Origin of the sequence: Neotabrizicola shimadae (genome assembly GCF_019623905.1) — a bacterium.
Taxonomy (GTDB): domain Bacteria; phylum Pseudomonadota; class Alphaproteobacteria; order Rhodobacterales; family Rhodobacteraceae; genus Neotabrizicola; species Neotabrizicola shimadae.
Window position 1 is genome coordinate 2,192,459 of record NZ_CP069370.1, and the last position, 24,290, is coordinate 2,216,748.

Sequence of the window (24,290 nt, forward strand, 5' to 3'; positions counted from 1 at the left end):
GCGATTTTCGCGTTCCCGGCCCGCCCACACCTCGGACAAAAGTTAAGTCCAAGTTAAGGTGACCAAGCAACCCATTGACATTGCTTGGCCTGGCAAAGCGTCCGAGCTCGGACGCCTCAGATCAGGCCGCGCCCGGCCAGGTTCCGCATCAGGGCCGCCGTGCCGAAGGTCCATTCCGGGGCCTCGGTCGCCAACCCAACCCGGTTGACCAGCCGGCCAAGCGCCGGTGTCGCCACCGTGACTAGGTCCCCCAGGTGGTGGGTGAAGCCCTGCCCCGGCCCGTCGCGGTCCTGGACCGGGGCGAACATGGTCCCGAGGTAGAGGACGAAGCCATCCGGGTACTGGTGGTGCCGCCCCCGCGTCTGGGCCACCAGGTCGGCGGGATCGCGGCTGATCTCGGCCATCGAGGAGCGGCCCTCCAGCCGGAACCCGTCCTCCCCCTCGACCCTCAGGGAAAGCTCCAGCCGCCGGACCTCGTCCAGCCCGAAGCCCCCGTCGAACAGCCGGATGAACGGCCCCACCGAGGCCGAGGCGTTGTTGTCCTTGGCCTTGCCCAGAAGCAGCGCCGACCGCCCCTCCACATCCCTCAGGTTCACGTCGTTGCCAAGGGTCGCGCCCTTGATGCGGCCGGCGGAGTCCACCGCCAGCACCACCTCGGGCTCGGGATTGTTCCAGCGGCTGACCGGGTGCAGCCCGACCGTGGCGCCCCAGCCCACCGCGCTCATCGGCTGGGCCTTGGTGAAGACCTCGGCATCCGGGCCGATGCCGACCTCCAGGTACTGGCTCCACAGCCCCTCGGCCTGCAACAGCCGCTTGACCTCGCCCGCCTCGTCAGACCCCGGCACCAGGTTCCGAAGCGAGGCGCCCACCTGGCCCGCGATCCGGGCGCGCAACGCCTCGGCCCGCGCCGGATCGCCCCCGGCCCGCTCCTCGATGACCCGCTCGATCATGGACCGGGCAAAGGTCACGCCGCAGGCCTTCACCGCGGCCAGGTCGCAGGGGGCCAGAAGACGGGTGCCCTCGCCCCGCTCCGACGCGGCCTCCAGCGCGGCGAGCGGCCCCAGGTCCTCACCCGCGATCCCGGCGACGAAGCCGGCCGGATCGGGCTGTTCCAGAAGGTCCCGCATGGTGGGCGCGGCCGGGCAGGTCACGTCGAAGACCCGCCCGCCCCGCGCCTCCACGACCGAGGGTCCGATGCCCTCGCGCCAGACCCGCCCCACGAAGCTGCCCTCACCCGGCAATCCGGTTCCCTGTGCCATTCCGGCCCCCTACCCTGCCACGAGCGCGCCGCGCCCCTGAACCACCCTCGACGCCAACTGCGCGCCAGCTGCCACGGCCGAGCCCAGGTCCTGCCCGGCCAGCCAGGCCGCAAGAAAGCCCGCGTTGAAGCTGTCGCCGGCCCCGGTGCTGTCCACCATCTTGGCCACATGGGGTGGCTGAACGCGCACCTGCGCCCCGGCGGCCCGAGCCAGCACCTCGGCCGCGCCGTTCTTCACCGCCACGCAGCCCACCGTGGCATAGCGGTCCAGCGTGGCTTCGGGCGTGGCGTCGCCGAAGGCTGCGGCCTCATCATCGAAGGAGGGAAGAAGGATGTCGGTCTGCCTGGCCATTTCGGTCACCGCGGCGCACATCGCTTCGCGTGAGGGCCACAGGCGTGGGCGCAGGTTCGGGTCGAAGGCCACGCGGGCCCCCGCCGCCTGCGCCGCCGCAAGGGCAGACAGCAGGACTGCGCGAGCCTCGGGCTCAAGGATGGCGAGGGTGATGCCAGACAGATAGACCAGATCGCGCCCTGCCAGCGCGGCGGCCAGAGCCGCTGCGTCTTCGGCCAGAAGCCGGGCGGCAGAGCGGTCGCGCCAGTAGGAAAAGCTGCGCTCGCCCTGGGTGAGTTCGATCAGATACAGCCCTACCGTCCGATCGGCCCGGCGCTGCACCTGCGCGGTGTCGATCCCGGCTTCGCCCATGAAGGCCAGCATCCGATCAGACAGACTTTCTTGCCCGACGGCCGAGAAATAGGAAACCCGGCCCTCCGGCGAAAGCTGATGACGCAGGTGCCAGGCCGTATTGAACGTGTCGCCCGCGAAGCCCATGGCGTAAAGCCCATCGGGTTGCGGCGCCATTTCCACCATGCACTCGCCGATGCAAAGGATGTCGGGCTGCCATTGCGGCATGGGGTCGCCTCCTCTGCGCGGCCAATGCGGGCGGCAACGTGCGGCGGCAACGCCACGGGCGCAAGCCCCTGTTTCGCGTGAATTCCGCGCGAAAGCCCGCAAGAAGCGGTGGCAGGGCCCGGCTTTCATGGCAAGCTGCGGTACGGACAGGATTGGAGGCGCGCATGACCGGCTGGAAGCAATGTGCCCAGGTGCCCCGCTGGGGCCAGGCCGATTGGGAGGCGATGCAGGGCGTCGCTTCGCCGGGGCCGGATGGCATGTCGCGCATCGTACCGGCCTTCCTGAAGGTGGCGCCCACTGGCGGGCTCGACGCGGCGGCGATGCTGGCCCTTTTGTCCCAGATCGGCCAGTTGGGCGGGCGGCTCACGCGGCCCGAAGCCGACAGGCTGGCCAGCGCCCTGCCTCCGCCTGGCGAGAGCGTGGCCGAACTGCGCCTTGTGATCCACCTGCCGCGGCCGAAGCTGGACGAACTGGCGCAACTGGGCGCGGTGCTGCATGTCGGTCCACCGGTGGCTCTCCCATTGGTTCCGCTCACCGAAATGAGCCAGCCGGGCGAGAACCTGCAGCTGGATGGCGCGGCCCCGGCCTCGACGCCGATCCTTGGGGTGATCGACGACGGTATTCCGTTCCTCCATGCCCGCACACGGCGCGGCGCCGCAGCCAGCCGGATTGCGGCCATCTGGCTTCAGGCCGACGCCCGCGTGCCCGCGGCCTTTGGCGCGGGCCTTGTCCGGATCGGCCGGCAACTGGACCGGGGGGACATCGAAACCATGCTCGCCTCGGGCGAGACCGAGGCGGACATCTACCGGCGCATGAACCGCTCGCTTCTGCCGGTCACGCAGCGCGCCTCCACGAACCACCTGCTCAGCCATGGCGCGCAGGTGCTGGACAGCGCGGGCGGGGCGGATCCCTTTGCCGCCACCGATGCCGGGTTGCGCGATGTCGACATCCTCGCGGTGCAGCTGCCTCCTGCGGCGGTCGCCGATACATCGGGGCGGCGGCTTGACCCCTATGTGGTGATGGGCCTGCGCTGGATGGTGACCGAGGCGTTGCGCCTGTGCCGGGCGAGGGGCGGGCCGGTGCCGCTGATCGTGAACATCAGCATGGGCTCGCTTGGCGGCCCCGGCACAGCCAGCGCCTTCCTCGCGGACTGGATCGCGCACGAGATGGACCGCTATCGCAAGCTGTCGGGCGCCGGCCCCGACGACCCCGGCCTGCGCGTGGTGCTGCCCTACGGCAATTCCTGGCGCGACAGGCTGGTGGCCAAGGCCGTGGTGCGCCCGGATCAGCCGTTGAAGCTGACATGGCGACTGCAGCCCGACGACCATTCCGCGTCGTTCCTGGAACTGCGGGCCGCGGGTGATACGGCAGGCTTGCGGGTGAGCGTCACGGCGCCGGATGCGCGCGTACCTCCGCTGTCTTTGGCCTGGGATCAGGCGGCACAGGGCTGGCGCTGCAACGGCCCTTCGGGCAAGCCCCGCGCTGCGGTGCTTCCCCTGGCAGAGACACCGACCGCCCTCTTGCTGGCGCTGGCGCCGACCGAGCGACCCGGTGGCGGCGAGGTCGCCCCGGCCGGGGGCTGGCAGATCGAGGTGACGGCAGCGCCGGGCACGGAGGTCAGCGTGAAAGCGCAGGTCCAACGCGACGATACGCCCGCGGGATACCGTCTGCTTGGCCGCCAGCCCTGGCTGGACCATCCGGCCGGCTGGACCTGGGACGGCGAGATGCGGGGCTACCTCGATCCCGGCGCGGGGCCCGTCACACGCAAGGCTTCGGCGGCGGCCCATGCCGGGATCGACCGTCCGGGTGCGCTGACCGTGGGGGCGCTGCGCCAGGGCGCGCCGGTCAGGCCATCGACCTACACTGCCGAGGGCGGCACACCCGGCAGCGCGGGGCCTTCGCTTTCCGCGATCGCGGATGACGGTGCGATCCTTGGCGGACGGTTGACCGCGGGCGTGCTGTCAGGCTCTTCCGCCCGGCTGTCGGGCACCTCGGTCGCGGCGCCTGCCGTGGTGCGCCGGATGATCGAGCGGCTGCTGACCGGTCAGGGGATCGAGCTTGGCGACCTTATCGGGCAGGCCCCGGGCCCTGCGCCAGATTCTCGCCGGGGCTACGGCGCACTGGAAGGCCAGCGCGCCTGGTCGGCTTCAGGGGAATAGCGGGCCCTAAACGCCGCTCTGGCGCCATTCGGCCACGGCGGCCTGCCAGACCACGGGCAGGCTGTGCCAGGCGGCGGGGGCAGGCAGCGTGACGGTGTCGGCGCCGTGCCAGGCCCCGGCTCCGGTTTGCGCCATCGCAGCCCGCAGTTCGCGCAGCGTGAAGTCGCGCGGCCCGACCGTGCCGCCCTCGCCCGGGCGTGCCCAATCCTGGCCGCGGGCGCGGAACACCGGCACCGTCCCGCCACCAGCAGCATGAGCGATGATGGCCAGCGTTGTGGACAGGCCCAGAAGCCCGCCATGCGCGCTGTCCACCGGGAAATGCACGCCGGCGACGGTGCGGTTGTCGGCGATGCGCGCCGCGAGGCGGAAGAGAAGCGTCAGGAAATCCGGCGGCCCCTCGGGCACCGGCGTACCCTCGGCCAGGGGCAGCCAATCCATCAGTGCGGCAATCCCCGAGCCCGCTGTGGTCGCCCCGGATGCATCGGCTTCCGCCGCCGCGAGCCGCAGGCAGGCAAGGGCCGTCGCGAAGGCATGGGCTTCCGTCGAATGGCCAGAGGGATAGCTGGAATGGCCCGGCGTCTGGATCACCGGCTGGATCAGGGGCGAAAGGTCGATGGCCCTGGGCACGGTGCAAAGATGCTTGACCCCCATCTCGACCGCCGAAACCGCCGCATAGACGGCCCCCAGGAACAACAACGTCCATTGCCTGCGGGTGCCGCTCAGCCACTGCTGCGCCCCAAAGAACGACATCAGGTCCCCCTGCTGCGCCAGGATTTCCGCCATGCGGTCATCGCGCAAGTCGGCTGCGGCGCGCAGGATAGGCAGCTCGCGGGCAATGTCTTCGTATCGCGGCGGGGTCAGGGCGACGAGCGTGGAGCCGCCCACGGAGACCGCCACCGCATCGCCTTCAGGGGCGAGCTGGAACAGCGACAGCGCCTCTCGTCCCAGCACCACGTTGCGCGGCGCGGCGTCCAGCCGCTTCAGCCGCGCCAGCTCCTCGGCTGCGCTGGCCGATGGGCCAAAGGTCGTGGGCCCCGTCCAGCCGGGTGCCGGGGTGCCATCCCAGTAGCCGCCAAGCGCCTCTGCCGTGACAGCAAGGGCGGCGGACAAGGTGCCCGAGGTCGCCCCGCCCAGGTGGACACCGGCCACACCGTGCACGCCATGCACCCCGTGGACACCATGCACGCCGTGCACACCGTGAACCCCATGCACACCGTGAACCCCATGCACTCCGTGAACCCCGTGGACTCCATGTACACCGTGCACACCCGCGACTGACATGATCCCTCCCGCGTTGACCCTGGGTCAGGATGAAGGCTGTGGCGCATCTTGCAAGTGCCCAGAATTGCATCCTTCATGTTTCGCGCGGTTTTCACGGTTGCTTCACGCGCGAATGTCAGTTGGAACCTGCTGTGTCGTGCTGTTAACATTCCCCCGCGTCAATCGCGGCGGAATGAATGCGGCTGCAACTGATCGGAACCACGGAACTCCGTGACTCCGCCGGGCGGGATTGCACTCCCCGCTCGGCCAAGGCGCGTGCGATTCTCGCACTTCTGGCTCGCGTTCCTGAACGGCGAAGAACCCGGCGCTGGCTGGAAAGCCGCCTCTGGTCAGACCGCGGGGCCGAACAGGCCAGCGGGTCGCTGCGCCAGGCGCTGATGGAGATCCGCCGCGCGCTTGGACCGGAAGCCGATCTCTTGTCCACGGACCGCGAATCCGTGTCCTTCCCGGCCCTTCGTACCGACCTGGACGAGGACCCGACCGCCGCCGCACGCGCCTTGGCGCAGGGACGCGAGTTCCTGGAAGGGCTGGATGTCGCTGACGACGAGTTCGAGGACTGGTTGCGCACCGAACGGCAGCGGCTGGCCGGCAGCACCGAACGCAGCGCGGCTGGCGGCTTTTCCCTGGCCCCGACGCCGCTTCTCGTATCGGCGCGCGACCTGCCTGCGGGGGCGGCGGGCTTCGTGGCGCTGGCGCTGGCCGATGCCATTGGCCAGCTGGTCACCGAATTTGCCGAGGTCGAGATCTACACCGATGGCCCCGATGGCGTGACCGAACTGTCGCTTCCGACGCGCGGCCTGATGCTGACGGTGCAGGGCGCGCTTCTGGGGGGCGCGCTGCAGGTATTGGTGACACTGGCCGTGCGCCCGGCCCGCCAGATTCTGTGGTCGCGCCGCGCCGTCCTGCCGCTGGAAGCGGCCGATCTGGCGCAGGCGGGGGACTTTCCGCAGATCGTCTACCAGGCGGCAGAGGCGGTGTTTTCGGCGATTGCCGCTCTGCCGCGGCGCGGCAACGAAGAGGTGCTGGTCGATGCGGCCATCGGACAGGCCGTGCGCGACATGTTCAGCTTCGAGGCCGAGCGCCTGCGCCGGGCCGACCGCAAGCTGGCAGAGGTGACATCGGCCACCGGCCTGCCCCGCGCCTGGGCCTGGCGCGCTTACCTGCGCCAGATCATGGCGGTGGAGCGGACCGAACCCGACTGGGGACGTCTGCGGCTGGAAGCCGACGAGTTTTCGCGCCGCTCGCTGGAAGTGCCGGGGGCCAGCCCGCTGATCCTGGCGCTTGGCTCGCAGGTCCGGGCGATGCTCGATTCCGATCACGACGCCGGGTCGGCCATGGCTCGCGAAGCCTTGCTGCAAAGCCCGTTCAACGCCTTCGGCCATGCGGCCATGTCCGGCGCGCTGTTGCGCGCGGGTCGTGCCGAAGAGGCACTTGCCGCGGCACGGCAAGGCTCGGCCGTCGCCGGCCGCTCTGCCTTTGCCTTCTGGTGGGAGGCGCTGGCCGGATTGTCGGCCATGCAGCTTGGCCGGCTGGACGAGGCGGCGGCGCATTACCAGGCCGCCCATATCCGCGCACCCAACTTCCGCGCACCGCTGCGCCACCTGATCGTGCTGAACATGGTCGCAGGACGGACGGAGAAGGCCGAACAGCTGATGGCCGCCCTGCGCAGGATCGAGCCCGATTTCACTCTGGCCCGTGTGCGCGAAGACCGCAGCTATCCTGCCGCCACCCTGCGCAGCGGGCCTTTGCTGCTGAAGGCACTGTCGATGATGTGACGGCGGCCGTCAGGCCCAGTCCAGCGCCGGCCCCATGGGCACGATCCCGTTCGGATTCAGCGACTTGATCGAGTAGTAACCGCGCTTGATGTGATCCAGGCTCACTGTCTCGCGCACACCCGGAATGGCCAGGACCCGAAGCAGATAGTCGGACAGGCCCGGATAATCCGCCAGCCTTCGCAGGTTGCATTTGAAGATGCCGTGGTAGGCCGCGTCGAACCGCACAAGGGTCACGAAGACCCGAATGTCGGTCTCGGTGAAGGCGGTGCCGTGCAGATAGGTCCGACCGTCGGCCAGCCGCGCCTCCAGCGCGTCCAGCGCCTCGAACACCAGCACCACCGCTTCGTCATAGGCGGCCTGTGTGGTGGCAAAGCCGGCGCGGTAGACGCCGTTGTTCAGACGCGGATAGACCCAGTCGTTTAGCGCGTCGATTTCGGCTTCCAGCCCCGCGGGGCGCAGCGACGGGCCAGAGGCGAGCGCGCCAAAGCCCCGGTCGAACATCGCGACGATATCGGCGGATTCGTTCGACACGATGGTTCCGGTCGCCTTGTCCCACAACACCGGCACCGTGGCGCGGCCGTTCACATGCGGATCGGCCTTCACATAGATCTCGTGCATCCATGTTGCGCCGTTCACCGGGTCCACCGTCGCCCCCGGCGTGGCATCCGCACCTTGCGCGAAGTGCCAACCCTCGGCCCCCAGCACCGGTTCCACGACCGAAACCCCGACAAGCTGATCCAGCCCCTTCAGTTTGCGCGCAATCAGCGTTCGGCTGGCCCAGGGGCAGATCAGCGCGACATACAGGTGATACCGCCCCGCCTCGGCTCTGAAGCCGCCCTGGCCGGTTGGACCCGGAGCGCCGTCCGCAGTCACCCAGTTGCGAAAGGTCGAGATCTGGCGCACGAAGCCGCCCTTGGCATCCACCGCCTGAACGGGTTGCCAGTCGCCCTGCCACTTGCCATCGACCAGCATCTCAGGCCGCCTTCCGCGTCAGGCGGATGGGCGTGCCCCAGGGATCAGACGGCGCGGCGCTGCCCGCCCGCGCAGTGATCGCGGCGTATTCCTCGGGGGTCGCCAGCAACTCCAACTCGGCCAAACCGGTCGCCGGCAGGTCGCGCGGTCCGGCGTTGCGGCTGTTCCAGATGTTCGCGCCGATATGGTGGTGATAGCCGCCCGAGGACAGGAAGGCCGCGCCGGGGTAATGCGCCATCACCTGCATGCCGGCCATGCCGGTCCAGAATTCCTCGGCCGCATCGACCCGGCCCACCTGCAGGTGGACATGGCCCACCACCGTGCCCTCGGGCGCGCCGGCCCAGGGCGCGATGGCCGCACCGGCCAGGTCGGGCAGGTCCAGCGGCTCGGTCGCCATCTTCAGGCGGCCGTCGGCATCGTGCCAGGCAAGCCGCGGACGGTCGGCATAGATCTCGATCCCGTTGCCTTCGGGGTCGGCCAGGTAGATCGCCTCGCTGACCAGGTGGTCCGAGGCGCCCTGCACCGGCACCCGGGTCTCGGCCGCATGGCGAACCCATGCCCCAAGTGCTGCCCGCGACGGAAGAAGGAAGGCGGTGTGAAACAGCCCCGCCTCGCGCGGGCTGGCCCGCCGCGCGGCCCTGTCGCCGCGCAACTCCAGCAGCACCCGGTCCCCTGCGCCCATCAGGACGGCGCTGCCGTCCGATGACAGGCGGCGCAGGCCAAGCGCGGTTTCGTAGAACCGGGCAACGGCCTCGATGTCGTTCACGGTCAAGGCCACACGGCCGATCTCGACAGGAGCAGATGCGGTGGACATGGATGTTCCTCCAGGACAAGGGCGGCCGCACGGGCCGCCCCGTATGGTTCGGGTCAGGCAGACGGGCTCAGCCGCGGTCGTCCAGCGCCCAGGCCCCGGCGCCAAGCAGCGCCTGCACCACCATCACGATGACCCAGAACGCCGGGTATTCCCAGCCACCGCCGGGATTCGAGAAGAAGAACCCCGCTGCGCCGTGGCCAAACCAGGCCGCTCCCATAAGCACCGGCACCAGGGCCAGCGAAACAATGCGGGTCTTGAATCCGGCGATCAGTGCCAGGCCGCCCAGAAGCTCGGCTGCGATAGTGACATAGGCGAGAAAGGCCGGAAGGCCGATGGATTCGAAATAGCCCGCGGTGCCGGCAGGGGTGAAGACGACGATCTTCATCGCGGCATGGGCGACGAACAGCGCGCCGGTGGTCACGCGCAGCAGGGCGGCGGCATAGTCCGACGCAGAGGTCGATGCAGACAGCGAGGTGGAAGCGGTGGCCATGACTGGTCCTTTCTTGCAGTTGGCCCGTCGTTCGGGCGATGGGCGCAAGATGGACCCTTCCTGCCTCTATGATAATCCACACGCACGGCAGATCAGCCCTTCCGAAATGGAAGCAATCAAGCCTCGGCCCGAAACTCTTTCACCAAGGCGTCGATCAGGGCGCGCAGTTTCGGCGGGACATGCCGACCGCTTGGCCATAGCAGGTGAATGGCCATGGGCGGCGGCAGATCGCCTGTAAGGATCGGGCGGACCCGGCCCTGCGTCAGGCTGTCGGCGCAGACGAAATCCGGCACATAGGCGATTCCCAGGCCGGCTTCAGCCGCCGCAAGGCAGGCCGAGGCATTCGACAGCGACAGTCGCCCCGTCACGGCAACACGCCGCCCGCCGGCAAAGCTCCAGTGCATCGGATCGCGCATATTGGTGTCCTGGATGCAGTCGTGCTTTGCCAGATCGCCCGGCTCGACCGGTTCGCCGCGCGAAGCGAGGTAGGCGGTGGCCGCCAGCACCACCATCTCGGCCCGTCCCAGGCGCCGGCCGGTCAGAGTGGCATCAGACGGCGTCCCGACCCGCACGGCCGCGTCGAACCCCTCGTCGACAAGATTCACGAAACGGTCGGTGAATTGCACATCAAGCGCGATCTCGGGCCAGGCGACGGCGAACCGCGCCAGCATTGGCGCCAGGCGCAGGGTGCCAAAGCTCAATGGTGCGGTCAGACGCAGCCTGCCGCGCGGCACCACTGCGGCCTGACGCATCTCGGCCTCCAGCTCGTCGAAGCCCTCGATCAGCCCGCGCAGCCGGTCAGCATACTCCTGCCCCGCCTCGGTCAGGGACAGCGCCCGTGTCGTGCGGTGCAACAGCTTCACGCCCAGGTCTGCCTCCAACCGTGCCACCAGCTTCGAGGCCTGCCCCGACGAGGTGCGCAGGCGCCGGGCGGCTTCGGCAAAACTGCCCGTCTCCACCACCTTCATGAACATGCGCTCGGCCGGAAGTCTTTCCATCCCGGCAGCTTGCGGCGGCCCGCCGCGCCTGTCCAGACGCGCGCGTCCACAGCCCGGTCCTTGCGCCCCGGCCCGACTTCGTGCCATGCAAACCCGAACGAAGGGGCCGGCATGGTTACGCTGAAACAGATCGCGGCGAAGGTCGGCGTGTCGCAGGCCACGGTCAGTCGTGTGCTGAACTTCGATGCGACGCTTTCCGTGTCGCCCCAGACCCGCCAGTCGATCATCGAAACCGCAGAGGCGCTGAACTACGCCACGCCGCGCGCCCGTCAGAAGGCGAAGGCCAAGGCAACGCCGGGGCCGCTCAAACTTGCGCTTGTCCATTTCCTTCGTCCCGAACAGGAGCTGGCCGATCCCTATTACGTCGGCCTCCGTCTGGGCATCGAGACACGCTGCGCCGCCGTCCAGGCGGAAACGATGAAACTCTACCACAGCGCCTCGCTTCCCGACCCGAAGCTCCTCAATGCCGCTTCGGGCGTCATCGCCATCGGCATGCAGGAGGAGGAAGGCGTCGCCTGGCTGAAGGCCCATGCCCGCCACCTCGTCTTTGCCGACCATGTGCCTGAGGATGACGAGATCGACGCGGTCGAGAACGACCTTTCCAGCGCCATGCGCAAGCTCCTGAAGTCGCTGACCGCCGCCGGCTACCGCCGCATCGGCTTTGTCGGCTGGTGGGACCACCGGCCCGACGGTTCGGTGCGCGGGCGCGAAAAGCGCTGTGCGGCCTATATCGACTGGATGCAGGCGGCCGGACTCTACGACCCCGAAATCTGTCTTGCCGACTACAACACCGAGGAATCGGGCTACCGGCTCACGCTTCAGGTTCTCTCACGCCCGGACCGGCCGGATTGCCTGATCACCGGCAACGACAACATGGCGGTCGGCGCCTATCGCGCCATCCACGAGCTTGGGCTCTCGATCCCGTCTGACATCGCGGTCGCCTCGTTCAACGACATTTCGGTCGCGCAGTTCCTGAACCCGCCGCTGACCACCGTGCACCTTCCTTCGGAAGAAATCGGCGAGACGGCTGTCGATCTTCTGATCGAACGAATCGGCGGTCGCCGGACGCCCAAGCGCAGCGTGCTTTCGGCGCGGATAGCATGGCGCGCATCCGCCCTGCAAACCCGCCACTGATCACATTGATTTTGTATTTTACCAATATGGAATCAATGACTTGCAATGCCATAAGTAAAAATTAAGTAAAACTTGCGCGATGGTTTTACCTGCGCTAGCCTTTCCGTGACGGGGCAGGAGGAAGGCCCCGCATCTGGGAGGAATACGACATGAAGCCATTCGCCATTTCCTGGCGGACGGGCCTTTGGGCCGCCGCCGGTATCCAGCTTCTCACCTCGACCACGGCGCTTGCGACCGAAATCACGGTCTGGTGCTGGGACATGAACTTCAACGGCGCCACCATGAAGGAAGCCGCCGCCCGCTATGCCACGGCGCATCCCGATGTCACGCTGAACATCGTTGACATGGCCAAGGCCGACGTGGAGCAGAAGCTGCAGGCGCAACTCGCCTCGGGCACGACCGAGGGTCTGCCCGACATCGTGCTGATCGAGGATTACGGCGCCCAGAAGTACCTTCAGTCCTTCCCCGACGCTTTCGAGCCGCTGAACGACAAGGTCGATTACAGCCAGTTCGCGCCCTACAAGGTCGCGCTGGCGACTCTGGACGACAAGACCTACTCGCTGCCCTTCGATTCCGGCGTGACCGGCTTCTTCTACCGCAGCGACCTGCTGGAGCAGGCCGGCTACAAGGAAGCCGATCTTCAGGACATCACCTGGGACAAGTACATCGAGATCGCCAAGGCGGTGAAGGAAAAGACCGGCCATGTGATGCAAGGTCTGGACACCAGCGATTCCGGTGCCATCAACATCCTCATGCAGTCCGCGGGCAGCTGGTACTTCAACGAGGACGGCACGCTGAACATCAAGGACAACGCAGCATTCAAGGCGGCGCTGACCCAGTACCAGAAGATCATGATGACGCCGGAGATCTGGAAGCCGATCTCGGGCTGGAACGAATTCACCGCCGCCTTCACCTCCGGTGAAGCGGCATCCGTCGTCACCGGCGTCTGGATCACCGGCACGATCAAGGCCGCGCCGGACATGGCAGGCAAATGGGGCGTCGCGCCCATTCCGAAGCTGGACGGCGTCGAAGGCGCGACCCATGCCTCGAACCTGGGCGGCTCGTCCTGGTACGTGCTGTCTTCCTCGGCCGAAAAGGATGCGGCGACCGACTTCCTGGCCACCATCTGGGGCAAGGACGTGGACTTCTACCAGAAGATCCTGATCGACCAGGGCGCCTTCGCCACCTACCTGCCGGCCCGCGAAGGCCCGGCGTTCAAGGCCTCCGACGACTTCTTCGGCGGCCAGCCGGTCTGGGCGAACTTCTCGACCTGGCTGCAGGCGATCCCGTCGGTGAACTACGGCGTCTATGTCAACGAAGTGAATGCCGCCATCGCGGCGCAGCTTCCGGCCCTGGCGAAGGGCGGCTCGGTCGACGAGGCCATCGCGGCCATCGACGCCCAGGTGTCGCAACAGATCCAGTGACCTCCGCGGTCCTCTGATCGACACGGCGGAAGGGCTTCCAAGGCCCTTCCGCCCGCTCCGACCCGTTCCCGCCAGAAAGGTCGCCGATGTCCGCATCCCGTCATACCCGCAGCGCGAGCCTGAATGGATGGGCCTTCATCGCCCCGGCCATGGTGCTTCTGGGCGTGTTCATGGCCTTCCCGATCCTGTGGTCGCTCTGGATGAGCTTCCAGACCGGCAAGGGGATGAACTTCAAGTTCGGCGGCATGGCCAACATCGTCCGGCTGACCAAGGACCCGGTCTTCCTGCATGCCCTGACCAACACCCTGACCTTCCTGGTGGTGCAGGTCCCGATCATGCTCACCCTGGCACTTCTGTTTGCAGTGGCGCTGAACGACGCAAAGCTGCGGGGCCGCGCCTTCCTGCGCACCGCCATCTTCCTGCCCTGCGTGACCTCGCTGGTCGCCTATTCGATCCTCTTCAAATCCATGTTCGCCGGGGACGGCGTGGTGAACGACGCGCTGCTGGCGATGCACATCATCTCCACCCCGATCCCCTGGCTGACAGAGCCGTTCTGGGCCAAGATCGTCATCATCATGGCCATCACCTGGCGCTGGACCGGGTACAACATGATCTTCTACCTGGCCGCCCTTCAGAACATCGACCGCTCCATCTACGAGGCCGCGCGGATCGACGGCGTGCCGGCCTGGGCGCGGTTCGTCCACCTGACCGTTCCGATGCTGAAGCCGGTGATCCTGTTCACCACCGTCACCTCGACCATCGGCACGCTGCAACTGTTCGACGAGGTGAACAACATCACCGCTTCCGGCGGCAACGGCGGCCAACCCTCGGACGCCACGCTGACCCTGTCGCTCTACATCTACAACCTGACCTTCAAGTTCATGCCGAACTTCGGCTACGCCTCCACCGTATCCTACGTCATCGTCGTGCTGGTTGCGGTGCTCAGCGCCTTGCAGTTCTGGGTCGCACGGGAGCGCCGGAAATGAACCCGATCACCCTTCTCAGCCGCGGGCTTGTCTATCTGGCATTGGGCATTGCGGCGTTCGTCTCGGTCTTTCCGTTCTACTGGATGGTGGTCGGCGCCACCAACACCTCGAACGACATCAACATCGGCAAGGCCACCTTCGGCTCTTCCCTGTCCCAGAACGTGACGAACTTCTTCGCCCAGGTCGACGTGCCGCTGGTCTTCTACAACAGCGCAAAGCTGGCGATCCTCGGGACGGTCTTCACCCTGATCGTCTCCTCTCTCGCCGGCTATGGTTTCGAAATCTTCCGCTCGCGCACACGGGAACGGATTTTCGCCGTGCTGCTGCTGCTCTTGTCGATCCCCTTCGCCGCAATGATGGTGCCGCTGTTCATGCTCATGGCCAGGCTTGGGTTGATGAACACCTATGCCGCCATCATCCTGCCTTCGGTCGCCTCGATCTTCATCATCTTCTACTTCCGCCAGTCCACAAAGGCCTTCCCGGCCGAGCTTCGGGACGCGGCCCGGATCGACGGTCTGAAAGAGTGGCAGATCTTCTTCTACATCTACGTCCCGGTGATGCGCTCGACCTATGCCGCCGCCACGATCATCATCTTCATGGCGAACTGGAACGCCTATCTCTGGCCGCTCCTGGTGATCCAGACCGAGGAAAAGAAGACTATCACCCTCGTGATCTCCTCGCTCGCCTCTGCCTATACCCCCGATTTCGGCGTTGTCATGGTGGGCACCGTGCTCGCCACCCTGCCGACCATCCTCGTCTTCTTCTTCCTCCAGCGGCGCTTCGTCGAAGGCATGCTGGGGTCCGTCAAGTAAGGTCCGTCATGCGCTTTCTCTCCGACTTCAACGACGACTGGCTGTTCGAAGGCCGCGATACCGTGCGCCTGCCGCACAACGCGGTGGATCTGCCGTTCTCCTATTTCGACGAAAAGGCGTATCAGCGCCCCTTCACCTACGAAAAGACCTTCGAGGCCGATCCCGCCTGGGAAGGCCGCGAGGTTTCGCTGCGCTTCGACGGCGCGATGGCCAATGCCGAGGTCCGCCTGAACGGCGCCCATCTCCTGCGCCACCCGGACGGCTACACCCCCTTCACCGCCCGCCTGACGACAAGGCTGAAGCCCGGCCGCAACACGGTGACCGTCACGGTGGATGGCACCGAAAACCCCGAAATCCCGCCCTTCGGCGGCGTCATCGACTATCTCACCTATGCCGGCCTCTACCGCGAAGCCTGGCTCATCGTCTCGGCGCCGGTCTCCATCGCCCAGGTCAAGGTGGAGACCCCCGACACGACCGCCGGCGCCCGCCGGGCCGAAGTGCAGGTCTGGCTCGACAACCCGCGCAACTTGCCCCTCTCGGGTAGCCTCAGCGCCCGGCTGCGCGACGAAGCGGGCACTGTCGTCGCCCAGGCCGAAATACCCGTCACCGGCCCCGAGCTTGCCTTCACCCTCACCGGCCCCGCCTCGCTGCGCCTGTGGGACATCGACGATCCCGCCCTCCATACGCTGGACCTCACGCTCAACACGCCGAACGGCCAGGACGACCTGGCCACCCGCTTCGGCTTCCGCCAGGTGGACTTCACCACCGACGGCTTCCACCTGAACGGCAAGCGGCTCAAGCTGCGCGGCCTGAACCGCCACCAGTCCTTCCCCTATTGCGGCTATGCTCTCGGCAAGGCCGCCCAGGTGAAGGACGCCGAAATCCTGAAGCACGAACTGCGCGTCAACATCGTGCGCACCTCGCACTACCCGCAATCCAAGTACTTCCTCGACCGCTGCGACGAGCTTGGCCTTCTGGTCTTCGAGGAAATCCCCGGCTGGCAGCACATCGGCAAGGCCAAGTGGAAGGACGAGGCGGTGGAAAACGTCCGCCGCATGATCACCCGCGACTGGAACCACCCCTCCATCGTGATCTGGGGCGTCCGCATCAACGAAAGCCAGGACGACCACGACTTCTACCTTCGCACCAATGCGCTCGCCCGCCGGCTGGACACCACCCGCCCCACAGGCGGCGTGCGCTACATCACCGACAGCGAGTTGCTGGAAGACGTCTACACGATGAACGACTTCATCCTCGGCAACGAGGAATGGGGCGGCAACCGCCCGCGCACGCCCTTGCGCCCTCAGCAGGAAGTGACGGGGCTCGACCGGGTGGTGCCCTACATGATCACCGAATACGGCGGCCACATGTATCCCACGAAGTCCTGGGATCAGGAGCAACGTCAGGCCGAACATGTTACCCGCCACCTGGAGGTGATGAACGCCGCCTACGGCGATCCGCAGATCGCAGGCTGCATCGGCTGGTGCGCTTTCGACTACAACACCCACCGCGATTTCGGCTCGGGCGACCGCATTTGCCACCACGGCGTGATGGACATGTTCCGCGAACCGAAATTCGCGGCCTACGCCTATGCCAGCCAGTCCGACCCCAAGGACGGCGTGATCCTGCAGCCCGTCACCTTCTGGGCGCGGGGCGAACGCAACATCGGCGGCGTGCTGCCCTTGATCATCCTGACCAACTGCGACGAGGTCGAGCTGCGCTACGGCAATCACCCGCCCAAGCGCGTCGCGCCCGACCGCGAGAAATATCCCCACCTGCCCCACGCCCCGGTCATCCTGGACCGCCGGCATTTCACAAATGACGAGCTGGGCCTCTGGGGCATGACCTGGGAACACGGCGAGATCACGGGCTACATCGACGGCAAGCCCGTGGCGACCTACCGTATGGTGTCAGACCAGGTCGCCACCCGGCTGGAGGTCGCGCCCGACGCCACGCGCATCGGCCCGCATGATGCAGTGCGCGTGATGGTCCGCGCGCTCGACCAGGTCGGCCACAAGCTGCCCTTCTTCCCCGAGCCGGTGTCCATCACCGTCACCGGCGCCGGCCGCCGCATCGGCCCCGGCTTCGTGCCTCTGCGCGCCGGCTCCACCGGCTTCTGGATCCAGGCGACCGGTCCTGGCGAGATCACCGTCACCGTGTCCTCCGACCGTCTGGGGGCACAGGTCGTCCACCTTGTCGCGGAGGGATCGGCATGAGGATCGCACGGCAAAATTCTTCGAAGAATTTTGCAAATTCCTGCAAAGGAATTTGTGGCACTGATGCCCCGGAGGCCCGCCCATGACCGCCCTCACGCTTCGCGGCATCGCAAAATCCTATGGCGCTGTCGATGTGATCAAGGGCGTCGACCTGGACATCGCGCCCAAGGAATTCGTGGTCTTCGTCGGCCCCTCTGGCTGCGGCAAGTCCACGCTCCTGCGCATGATCGCGGGGCTGGAGGAAATCACCGGCGGTGATCTCTTCATCGGCGGCAAACGCGTGAACGACACCGATGCCGCACATCGTGGCATCGCCATGGTGTTCCAGTCCTATGCGCTCTACCCGCATATGACGGTGCGCGAGAACATGGGTTTCGCCCTGAGATTCGCGGGTCTTCCGAAGGACAAGATCGACGCCCGCGTCAATGCCGCCGCAAAGACGCTCGGCCTTGAAAAGCTGATGGACCGGCGCCCGAAAGACCTGTCGGGCGGCCAGCGCCAGCGCGTCGCCATCGGCCGCGCCATCGTGCGCCAGCCGCAGGTCTTCCTCTTCGACGAACCGCTCTCGAACCTCGATGCCGAATTGCGCGTGCACATGCGCATCGAGATCGCGCGCCTGCACAAGGAGCTTGCCACCACCATCATCTACGTCACCCACGACCAGGTCGAGGCCATGACGCTGGCCGACAAGATCGTGGTGCTGCGCGATGGCCGCATCGAACAGGTCGGATCGCCCCTGACGCTGTACGACGATCCCGACAACCTCTTCGTCGCGGGCTTCATCGGCTCGCCCAAGATGAACTTCCTCAAGGCCCGCATCCAGGATGGCCGCCTTGTTCTGCCCGAATTTGCCGGTCAAAGCCTTCCCCTTCCCCCTCTCGCCACACAGCCGGCCAACGGCGCCGAGGTGACGCTCGGCCTGCGGCCGGAACTGTTCCGCCGGGGCGGGGCAGATGCGCTGGACCTGGTGATCGAGATCGTCGAGCAACTGGGCGGCGAGACCTTTGCCTATGCCCGGCAGGGATCGGGTGGCCAGGTTCTGACCCTCGCGGTCGAGGAAGGGCGCGGCCTCCGACCCGGCCAAAGCCTTGCCGCTCGGTTCGATGCCGCCCGCGCCCTCCTGTTCGACGCCTCCGGCCAGCGCCTGCGCTAAGCCCCCGCTCAGAGAAAATCCTTCTCCCGAAGCCCCCGGATTCGGAACGCGAAATACACGACAATCGTGGTAGATATTTCGCAAGGATCGTGAGACCCGCGATTCTCCGGCCACCGGACAAGGGAGAAGGCACATGCTCGACGGGCGTTTCGACCCTGGCTTCGAACATCTCTTCCGCAACGGGGATGAGGACCCGTCGCGCCAGCGCCGCATCCTGATCGCCGTGTTCCTGGGGGCCCTGCCCTTCGCAGTGCTCGCCCTTCTGACGGCCTTCGTGTGACGGGGCCGGACATGACCCGCCACACCCCCGATTTCGAGCCCGAATTCAGCGGCGCCGCGGGTTCCGCCCCGCATGTCATCATCATCGGCGGTGGCGCCAGCGGCGTTCTCCTGGCCGTCCAGTTCCTCTCGCGCAAGGACAGCAACTTCTTCGTCTCGATCATCGAGGCGCGCCCTCGTGTCGGCCTTGGCCTCGCCTATTCGACCGAGGACGACGACCACCTCCTGAACACCCGCGCCCAGCATATGAGCGCGCTTGCAGACCAGCCCGGCCACTTCCTCGCCTGGCTCGCCCGGAACGGCCTGTTTGCCGACCCGGATGCCTTTGTCAGCCGGTCGATCTACGGCCGCTACCTCGCCGAACTCCTTGCCCCCTGGCAGAAGGGAGAGGACAAGCGCCGCCTGCGCCTGGTTCAGGCCACCTTCACCAGCCTGCGCGAACACATGGACGGCGTGATCGCCCATCTCGACAACGGCACCGTCCTGATCGGAGAACTGGCGGTGCTCGCCACCGGCCACAGCGCGCCGGCCCCTGCGCCGGGCACCGCGCTCACGGATCCCTGGGCACCCGCCCCGGCTCCCGCGCCGGAAGACCGCGTGGCGATCCTCGGCACCGGCCTCAGCAAGGTCGACAGCGTGCTCACCCTCCTGAACGCGGGCCACAGCGGCCCGATCATCGCGCTCTCGCGCCGCGGGCTCCTGCCGCGCGACCATGCCCACACCAACCCGCTGGTGATCCGGCTGGAAGACCTGCCGCTTGGCGCCACGGCCTCTGCCACGCTCCACTGGATGCGCGGCCTTGCCCGCAAGGCCGAAGCCGCGGGCGGCACCTGGCGCGACGCCGTGGACGGCATCCGCCCGCATGTCCGCCGCCTGTGGCGCGCCCTGCCCCAGGCCGAACGCGCGCGCTTCCTGCGCCACGCCGCGCCCTGGTGGGATGTGCACCGCCACCGCATCCCGCCCGAGTCGCGCCAACGCCTCGATGCCGCCCTTGCTTCGGGCCAGCTCACGCTTCTGCGCGGCGCCTTCGTCGCCGCCCGTCCGACGGACGGCGCGATCGACCTCTACTGGCGCCCCCACCGCCAGCGCGCGCCGCAGGCGCTGCGCGTGGCCCGCGTCACCGATTGTCGCGGTCTCCGGGGCGACCCCGCCGCCACGCCGTCGCCGGTGATCCGCGACCTGCTGGACCGTGGCTCTGCCCGCATCGACCCGCTGCGCCTCGGCCTCGACACCGATACCGACGGCAGGCTCCGGCGCGAAGACGCCTCGATCTCCTGGCGCATCCGCGCCATCGGCCCGGTGACCCGCGCGGCCTTCTGGGAAATCACCGCCATCCCGGATATCCGCGAACAGGCCGCCCGCATGTCGGCCGACCTGTCGGAACTGGCCCGCCGCGCCGATGCCGGCCACCCGGTCCTGCACGAGTTCTCGGGCACCCCCGTCTGACGCCCGCCCCCCGCCCGGCCCCGCCTCCCGGCCGGGCGGGCCCCTCAGGGGTGGTGGTGATCGTGCGACATCTTCAGCGCAACGTCCTGGTGCGAATAGACGCTCTGCCGCTCAATCATCCGGTGCACCACCGGCGGCCAGTCGCCCTGGTGCAGCGCCTGCAGCCTGTCCGACACCTCGGCATCCGCCTTGGTCCGCCGCATGTTGTGGCGCAGATAGTCGTCCCAGGTGGCAACGTGATAGCTTTCGGTCCATTGCTCGGCATGTTCCAGATCGCGCAGCAGCACCCATTGCCGCGCGCCGTCGCGCCGCCTTATGCGCCGCCGCTCGGCCATGACGGTCAGGAACTCGGGCACATCCTCTTGCCGGATACGGTATTCCACCATCACCATGATCGGCCCGCTGCGCCCGCGCAGGTCCAGTTCCAGCGCTGGCGCCTGAAACCGGCCCAAGGGGTCCAGGTCCGAACTGGCCAGATCCGGCATGGCCAGCACCAGCCCGACCAGCGCCCCCGCCACCAGTGCCGCCGCCGCCGCCAGCAGCGCGCCCTCGATCCCCATCCCGCTGGCCAGGCTCCCCCACAACCAACTGCCCGCCGCCATGCCGCCAAAGGTTGACATCTGGTACATCGCCAGCGTCCGTCCCACGACCCAGCGGGGCGAGGACAGCTGGACCGTCGTGTTGAACAGCGACAGCGCCAACACCCAGCAGGCGCCGCTGACCAGCGTGGCGGGCAAGGCCAGCAGAAGTCCCGGCGCCTGCGACAAGGCCGCCAACCCCGCGGCAAAGCCCAGGAACCCGCCCCGCACCAGCCATTCGCTGGACATGAGCTCGCGCAGCCGCGGGTTCAGAAGCCCCCCGCCAATCGCCCCCAGGCCAAATCCCCCCAGCAAGACGCCATAGACGAAGGCATCGCCCTTCAGCTGGTCGCGCGCCACGATCGGCAACAGCGCCAGGATCGCCACGGCACCAAGCCCGAACAGCCCGCTGCGCAGCATCACGCGCAACAGGTTGGGCGACATCGCCACATAGCGCAGCCCCGCCCCGACCGCCGCGCCAAAAGGCTCGCGCGGCAGGCTTTCTGTCCGCGCCGGCGGCTTCCAGCCCAGGAGCATCCCCAGAAGCGGCAGGTAGGACAGGGCGTTGATGGCAAAGGCCAGCGCCGCGCCAAAGGCTGCAACGATCGCCCCGCCAAGCGCCGGGCCCACACTGCGCATCAGGTTGAAGCCCATCGCGTTCAGCGACACCGCCTCGGGCAGCGCCTCGCGCGGCACGATATCCCCGACCGAAGCCTGCCAGGCCGGGTTGTTCAACGCCGTGCCAACCCCCAGCAGGAAGGTAAAGGTCAAGAGCCCCCAGGGCGTCAGCCAACCCATGAAGGCAAAAACGGTCAGCGTGACCGAAACCGCCATCATCAGGCCCTGCGCCACCAGAAGTATCCGCCGCCGGTCCTGGCTGTCTGCCAAGGCTCCGGCCAGCAGGGAAAACAGCATGATCGGCAAGGAGGTCGAGGCCTGGACCAGGGCAATCATGGCACTGGATGAGGTCAGGCTCGTCATCTGCCACGAGGCCCCGACCCCCTGGATCAGCCCACCCAGGTTGGACACCTGACTCGTCAGCCATAACAGCAGGAACGTCCGGTAACGGAATGGGGCAAAGGCAGAGGGTCGATCCGGCACGGCAGTCCTCGACGGCTGCGCCCAATTGGCCGCAGCCCGCGCCGGGCGTCAAGTCGTGGCGACCCGCGCCCGCACGGAACCGTCATGCGAGCCGGCTTCAGCGCCCGAAGCTCAAGGGCCAACTCTCAGGCGTCAACTCTCAGGGGCCTGGGCTCATCGCCTCCAGCGACCGCTTGTTCGGGCAATAGCCCGGCAGCGCCTCGCTGCTGACCATCCGCGCCAGCCAGGCCGTGCAATCGCCAGAACAGCCGCAGGCCTGGCAGCGATCGACCAGGTCGGCAAGTTCTTCGCGCGTGACCCAGCCGTCCAGAACGGCCCGCGTCAGGTTCAGCCCCAGGACGCGCGCCATGCCACGCGTCAGACCCCACGCTCTCGGCGCCTCGACATATCCGATCATTCCCGCCTCCCGACCGCTCTGCCCGGTTCCGCGGCGGCAATGCTGCCACAGCGCGGGAGCGGCGCCTTGACGCAGATCAAGAACCGGCGCCCGCCTTCAATTGCTCGGTCACCTGCTGCACGACGGCCTTGCGCTGTGCCATGGCCGGATGCGTGCCCAGAAACTCGTCGCCCGGATCGGGCAGCCGGTCAAAGAAGGCCATGCCCACCACGGGGTCATAGCCCGCCCGATAGGCGATCTGTGCGCCCAGGGCATCCGCCTCCAGCTCGAACTCCTTGGAATAAGTCCGCGCCCCGATCTCGGCCCCGAAGTCCTGCGCGGCCCGTACCGCCTCCGGATCAGCCCCGCCGGCCGAGGCGATGGCCGCCGCAACCATGGCCCCGGTCATCGCGCTTTGGTCCTGCCTGGCAAGATGACCCGCGATATGGTGGCTCGCCTCATGGCCCAGAACGAAGGCAAGTTCGTCCTGGTTCTTCGCCTGCGCGATCAGCGGCAGGGTGAACACCAGATAGGGCCGCCCCGAATCGTCCACGGTCTGGAAGGCATTGGCCTGCTGGTCCGGCCGGTCGTCGATGGCGATCTGAAAATCGCAGTTGGCCACGATGGATTTCTGCCGGCACACCTGTTCGGCCACCGGCTCGACCCGTTGCACGACCGTCACGAAGTTCCGCGCCGCCTGTTCCGGGGTCAACACATCGCCCGGCGCCGCGGGGGGCGGCATCGCGACAGGGGCGCTGCAGGCGGCCAACAACACAGGAAGCAACAGGCCCGACAGGCGCCGCATGGTCGATCGTTCCCCGATCCTCTGGTTCTGCTCTCGACACAATCTATCAGGCCCACGGGCATCCGAAAGGGCAGATCGCGCTGTCTCACGCCAAAGGGAAAGCCGCGGCCGACCTCGCGGCACGCAGGCCAGGGCTTGAGCCATCAGGCGCCCCGCCATAATCTCTGCCCATGTTCACCATCGAGCACGAATTCGACGCCACCGTGATCACCCTCGTGGACGAGGGGCCTGATTACCTTCAGGACGATGTGACGATCTCGGCCTTCGACGATTGCGTGACGCTCGAACAGGTCGATCCACGCAGCGACGAGGTGGTGCGCATCACCCTGTCGATGGCCCAGCTTGCCGATCTTCGCGCCGCGCTGAACCTGCCCGAAGGCAGCTACCGCCTGAAGCCGGAATAATCCCGCCTAGCCGCGGTCGATTCGCAACTGATAGCAGTTGTTGCGCGCCGAGCGCACATGAACATAGGCCACCCGCGCATCCTCCAGCCGCAGCGCCGCCTCTTCGCCAAGCTGCGCCGTCGGCACCACCGCCCCCGTGCCATAGACGATCCGGTCATCCGCCCCATAACCCCGCACGATGTAATCGGGCGAGGCGAGGATCTCGGGCAGGTCCTCCCCACCACCGGCCTCGCAGGGATCGGCGCACAGGAAGATCGGCCCGCATTCGGCATAGGGTTGCAGCGCCGGAAACGGCCGCCAGGCCAGCACCAGCATCTCCGCGCCTTCGGGAATCACCTTCAGGCAGTGCCGGCAGGGATTGCCGCCGTCCGAAATGCGGCGCTCGGGCACCTGGCCATTGGCATCGGGTCCACCGGCCTGCACGGCGCGGACGGCTTCGGTGGGCAGGGGAACGTAACGGATCATGGGACACCTCCTGGTGCCCCCTGATGCCGCAGCCTCACCCCGCCCGGCGACCCGGAACCTGCGCCTTCAGCGATCCGACCGCATCAGCAGCGGCCCCAGAACCCGCCCGCCCAGGATGTGAATATGGTAGTGCGGCACTTCCTGCATCCCGTGCGCGCCCGAATTGGCGATCACGCGATAGCCCTCGCCCCCCTCGCCCGGCTGCACATCCAGCAAAGCGATCACCTGGCCCGCGGTGCGATGGAAATCGACGATCTCCTCCTCGCTCGCCTCCAGCGAGAAATGGTCGAAGTTCACGTAAGGCCCCTTCGGGATCACCAGCACATGCACCGGCGCGTGCGGCGCGATGTCGTGGAACGCCAGCGTATGCTCCGATTGCAGCACGGTCCGGTTGGGGATCTCGCCGCGCAGGATGCGGGCGAAGATGTTGGTCGGGTCGTAGGTATAGGCCATG

At 67.5% G+C, this 24,290-nt stretch carries 23 protein-coding genes; 11 read left to right on the plus strand and 12 right to left on the minus strand.

Annotated elements, in window-relative coordinates; translation table 11 throughout:
- Window positions 1-116: 116 nt before the first annotated feature.
- Window positions 117-1,259 (minus strand): fumarylacetoacetate hydrolase family protein, encoded by a 1,143-nt coding sequence (locus JO391_RS10590; RefSeq protein WP_220660461.1) that lies wholly within the window; start codon window positions 1,257-1,259, stop codon window positions 117-119.
- A gap of 9 nt (window positions 1,260-1,268) precedes the next feature.
- A complete protein-coding gene (locus tag JO391_RS10595) occupies window positions 1,269-2,168 on the minus strand; it encodes a sugar kinase (protein WP_220660462.1) in 900 nt (299 codons plus the stop codon).
- A 164-nt stretch (window positions 2,169-2,332) separates the two neighbouring features.
- Between JO391_RS10595 and JO391_RS10600 the strand changes: the two genes are divergently transcribed.
- On the plus strand, window positions 2,333-4,327 hold the full coding sequence (locus JO391_RS10600) for a S8/S53 family peptidase (RefSeq protein WP_220660463.1): 1,995 nt from the start codon (window positions 2,333-2,335) through the stop codon (window positions 4,325-4,327).
- 6 nt (window positions 4,328-4,333) lie between these two features.
- Here the strand turns inward: JO391_RS10600 and JO391_RS10605 are convergent, their stop codons facing one another.
- On the minus strand, window positions 4,334-5,608 hold the full coding sequence (locus JO391_RS10605; protein WP_220660464.1) for a phosphatase PAP2 family protein: 1,275 nt from the start codon (window positions 5,606-5,608) through the stop codon (window positions 4,334-4,336).
- Window positions 5,609-5,784: 176 nt separating this feature from the next.
- Here JO391_RS10605 and JO391_RS10610 point away from each other — a divergent pair, with 176 nt between their 5' ends.
- Window positions 5,785-7,383: an AfsR/SARP family transcriptional regulator gene (locus JO391_RS10610; RefSeq protein WP_220660465.1), complete on the plus strand. Its 1,599-nt coding sequence runs from the start codon at window positions 5,785-5,787 to the stop codon at window positions 7,381-7,383.
- A gap of 9 nt (window positions 7,384-7,392) precedes the next feature.
- Here the strand turns inward: JO391_RS10610 and JO391_RS10615 are convergent, their stop codons facing one another.
- From JO391_RS10615 to JO391_RS10630, 4 genes are all read right to left on the minus strand, one after another.
- Window positions 7,393-8,355, minus strand: a complete 963-nt coding sequence (locus tag JO391_RS10615; protein WP_220660466.1) for a glutathione S-transferase family protein — start codon at window positions 8,353-8,355, stop codon at window positions 7,393-7,395.
- A gap of 1 nt (window position 8,356) precedes the next feature.
- Window positions 8,357-9,169, minus strand: coding sequence for a VOC family protein (locus JO391_RS10620; RefSeq protein ID WP_220660467.1), 813 nt, complete (start codon window positions 9,167-9,169; stop codon window positions 8,357-8,359).
- Between the two features lie 67 nt (window positions 9,170-9,236).
- Entirely contained in the window at window positions 9,237-9,659 is a 423-nt protein-coding gene (locus JO391_RS10625; RefSeq protein WP_220660468.1) for a DoxX family protein, read from the minus strand.
- Window positions 9,660-9,775: 116 nt separating this feature from the next.
- A complete protein-coding gene (locus tag JO391_RS10630; RefSeq protein WP_220660469.1) occupies window positions 9,776-10,657 on the minus strand; it encodes a LysR family transcriptional regulator in 882 nt (293 codons plus the stop codon).
- Between the two features lie 111 nt (window positions 10,658-10,768).
- Between JO391_RS10630 and JO391_RS10635 the strand changes: the two genes are divergently transcribed.
- The 8 genes from JO391_RS10635 (at window position 10,769) to JO391_RS10670 (ending at window position 20,107) form a co-directional block, all read left to right on the plus strand.
- Window positions 10,769-11,791 (plus strand): LacI family DNA-binding transcriptional regulator, encoded by a 1,023-nt coding sequence (locus tag JO391_RS10635; protein WP_220660470.1) that lies wholly within the window; start codon window positions 10,769-10,771, stop codon window positions 11,789-11,791.
- 149 nt (window positions 11,792-11,940) lie between these two features.
- Window positions 11,941-13,215, plus strand: a complete 1,275-nt coding sequence (locus tag JO391_RS10640) for an ABC transporter substrate-binding protein (RefSeq protein WP_220660471.1) — start codon at window positions 11,941-11,943, stop codon at window positions 13,213-13,215.
- A gap of 86 nt (window positions 13,216-13,301) precedes the next feature.
- Entirely contained in the window at window positions 13,302-14,201 is a 900-nt protein-coding gene (locus JO391_RS10645; RefSeq protein ID WP_220660472.1) for a carbohydrate ABC transporter permease, read from the plus strand.
- Window positions 14,198-15,013 (plus strand): carbohydrate ABC transporter permease, encoded by an 816-nt coding sequence (locus JO391_RS10650; protein ID WP_220660473.1) that lies wholly within the window; start codon window positions 14,198-14,200, stop codon window positions 15,011-15,013. The genes JO391_RS10645 and JO391_RS10650 overlap by 4 nt, the downstream gene beginning before the upstream one ends.
- A gap of 8 nt (window positions 15,014-15,021) precedes the next feature.
- The gene (locus JO391_RS10655; protein ID WP_220660474.1) at window positions 15,022-17,229 is read left to right on the plus strand and encodes a glycoside hydrolase family 2 protein; all 2,208 of its coding nucleotides are present in this window, start codon (window positions 15,022-15,024) and stop codon (window positions 17,227-17,229) included.
- A gap of 82 nt (window positions 17,230-17,311) precedes the next feature.
- Window positions 17,312-18,382, plus strand: a complete 1,071-nt coding sequence (locus JO391_RS10660; protein ID WP_220660475.1) for an ABC transporter ATP-binding protein — start codon at window positions 17,312-17,314, stop codon at window positions 18,380-18,382.
- Between the two features lie 133 nt (window positions 18,383-18,515).
- Window positions 18,516-18,662: a hypothetical protein gene (locus tag JO391_RS10665; RefSeq protein ID WP_220660476.1), complete on the plus strand. Its 147-nt coding sequence runs from the start codon at window positions 18,516-18,518 to the stop codon at window positions 18,660-18,662.
- Window positions 18,663-18,673: 11 nt separating this feature from the next.
- Window positions 18,674-20,107, plus strand: a complete 1,434-nt coding sequence (locus tag JO391_RS10670) for an FAD/NAD(P)-binding protein (RefSeq protein ID WP_220660477.1) — start codon at window positions 18,674-18,676, stop codon at window positions 20,105-20,107.
- Window positions 20,108-20,151: 44 nt separating this feature from the next.
- Here the strand turns inward: JO391_RS10670 and JO391_RS10675 are convergent, their stop codons facing one another.
- The 3 genes from JO391_RS10675 to JO391_RS10685 form a co-directional block, all read right to left on the minus strand.
- Window positions 20,152-21,786, minus strand: coding sequence for an MFS transporter (locus JO391_RS10675; RefSeq protein ID WP_220660478.1), 1,635 nt, complete (start codon window positions 21,784-21,786; stop codon window positions 20,152-20,154).
- Window positions 21,787-21,925: 139 nt separating this feature from the next.
- Window positions 21,926-22,183 (minus strand): DUF6455 family protein, encoded by a 258-nt coding sequence (locus tag JO391_RS10680; RefSeq protein ID WP_220660479.1) that lies wholly within the window; start codon window positions 22,181-22,183, stop codon window positions 21,926-21,928.
- 76 nt (window positions 22,184-22,259) lie between these two features.
- Window positions 22,260-22,967 carry a M48 family metallopeptidase gene (locus JO391_RS10685; RefSeq protein ID WP_220660480.1) on the minus strand — a complete coding sequence of 236 codons (708 nt, stop codon included), beginning with the start codon at window positions 22,965-22,967 and terminating at the stop codon, window positions 22,260-22,262.
- A gap of 170 nt (window positions 22,968-23,137) precedes the next feature.
- Here JO391_RS10685 and JO391_RS10690 point away from each other — a divergent pair, with 170 nt between their 5' ends.
- Window positions 23,138-23,371, plus strand: coding sequence for a DUF8831 family protein (locus JO391_RS10690; protein WP_220660481.1), 234 nt, complete (start codon window positions 23,138-23,140; stop codon window positions 23,369-23,371).
- A 6-nt stretch (window positions 23,372-23,377) separates the two neighbouring features.
- Here the strand turns inward: JO391_RS10690 and JO391_RS10695 are convergent, their stop codons facing one another.
- Together JO391_RS10695 and JO391_RS10700 are read right to left on the minus strand one after the other, a co-directional pair.
- Window positions 23,378-23,836, minus strand: a complete 459-nt coding sequence (locus JO391_RS10695) for a DUF1203 domain-containing protein (RefSeq protein ID WP_220660482.1) — start codon at window positions 23,834-23,836, stop codon at window positions 23,378-23,380.
- Window positions 23,837-23,902: 66 nt separating this feature from the next.
- Complete coding sequence (locus tag JO391_RS10700) at window positions 23,903-24,289, minus strand: HIT domain-containing protein (protein WP_220660483.1); 387 nt, start codon at window positions 24,287-24,289, stop codon at window positions 23,903-23,905.
- Window position 24,290 lies beyond the last annotated feature (1 nt).

Excerpts from the sequence above, each read along its gene's own strand:
- JO391_RS10590 (WP_220660461.1), bottom strand. The coding sequence starts at position 1,259 with ATGGCACAGGGAACCGGATTGCCGGGTGAGGGCAGCTTCGTGGGGCGG.
- JO391_RS10595 (WP_220660462.1), bottom strand. The coding sequence starts at position 2,168 with ATGCCGCAATGGCAGCCCGACATCCTTTGCATCGGCGAGTGCATGGTG.
- JO391_RS10600 (WP_220660463.1), top strand. The coding sequence starts at position 2,333 with ATGACCGGCTGGAAGCAATGTGCCCAGGTGCCCCGCTGGGGCCAGGCC.
- JO391_RS10605 (WP_220660464.1), bottom strand. The coding sequence starts at position 5,608 with ATGTCAGTCGCGGGTGTGCACGGTGTACATGGAGTCCACGGGGTTCAC.
- JO391_RS10610 (WP_220660465.1), top strand. The coding sequence starts at position 5,785 with ATGCGGCTGCAACTGATCGGAACCACGGAACTCCGTGACTCCGCCGGG.
- JO391_RS10615 (WP_220660466.1), bottom strand. The coding sequence starts at position 8,355 with ATGCTGGTCGATGGCAAGTGGCAGGGCGACTGGCAACCCGTTCAGGCG.
- JO391_RS10620 (WP_220660467.1), bottom strand. The coding sequence starts at position 9,169 with ATGTCCACCGCATCTGCTCCTGTCGAGATCGGCCGTGTGGCCTTGACC.
- JO391_RS10625 (WP_220660468.1), bottom strand. The coding sequence starts at position 9,659 with ATGGCCACCGCTTCCACCTCGCTGTCTGCATCGACCTCTGCGTCGGAC.
- JO391_RS10630 (WP_220660469.1), bottom strand. The coding sequence starts at position 10,657 with ATGGAAAGACTTCCGGCCGAGCGCATGTTCATGAAGGTGGTGGAGACG.
- JO391_RS10635 (WP_220660470.1), top strand. The coding sequence starts at position 10,769 with ATGGTTACGCTGAAACAGATCGCGGCGAAGGTCGGCGTGTCGCAGGCC.
- JO391_RS10640 (WP_220660471.1), top strand. The coding sequence starts at position 11,941 with ATGAAGCCATTCGCCATTTCCTGGCGGACGGGCCTTTGGGCCGCCGCC.
- JO391_RS10645 (WP_220660472.1), top strand. The coding sequence starts at position 13,302 with ATGTCCGCATCCCGTCATACCCGCAGCGCGAGCCTGAATGGATGGGCC.
- JO391_RS10650 (WP_220660473.1), top strand. The coding sequence starts at position 14,198 with ATGAACCCGATCACCCTTCTCAGCCGCGGGCTTGTCTATCTGGCATTG.
- JO391_RS10655 (WP_220660474.1), top strand. The coding sequence starts at position 15,022 with ATGCGCTTTCTCTCCGACTTCAACGACGACTGGCTGTTCGAAGGCCGC.
- JO391_RS10660 (WP_220660475.1), top strand. The coding sequence starts at position 17,312 with ATGACCGCCCTCACGCTTCGCGGCATCGCAAAATCCTATGGCGCTGTC.
- JO391_RS10665 (WP_220660476.1), top strand. The coding sequence starts at position 18,516 with ATGCTCGACGGGCGTTTCGACCCTGGCTTCGAACATCTCTTCCGCAAC.
- JO391_RS10670 (WP_220660477.1), top strand. The coding sequence starts at position 18,674 with ATGACCCGCCACACCCCCGATTTCGAGCCCGAATTCAGCGGCGCCGCG.
- JO391_RS10680 (WP_220660479.1), bottom strand. The coding sequence starts at position 22,183 with ATGATCGGATATGTCGAGGCGCCGAGAGCGTGGGGTCTGACGCGTGGC.
- JO391_RS10685 (WP_220660480.1), bottom strand. The coding sequence starts at position 22,967 with ATGCGGCGCCTGTCGGGCCTGTTGCTTCCTGTGTTGTTGGCCGCCTGC.
- JO391_RS10690 (WP_220660481.1), top strand. The coding sequence starts at position 23,138 with ATGTTCACCATCGAGCACGAATTCGACGCCACCGTGATCACCCTCGTG.
- JO391_RS10695 (WP_220660482.1), bottom strand. The coding sequence starts at position 23,836 with ATGATCCGTTACGTTCCCCTGCCCACCGAAGCCGTCCGCGCCGTGCAG.
- JO391_RS10700 (WP_220660483.1), bottom strand. The coding sequence starts at position 24,289 with ATGGCCTATACCTACGACCCGACCAACATCTTCGCCCGCATCCTGCGC.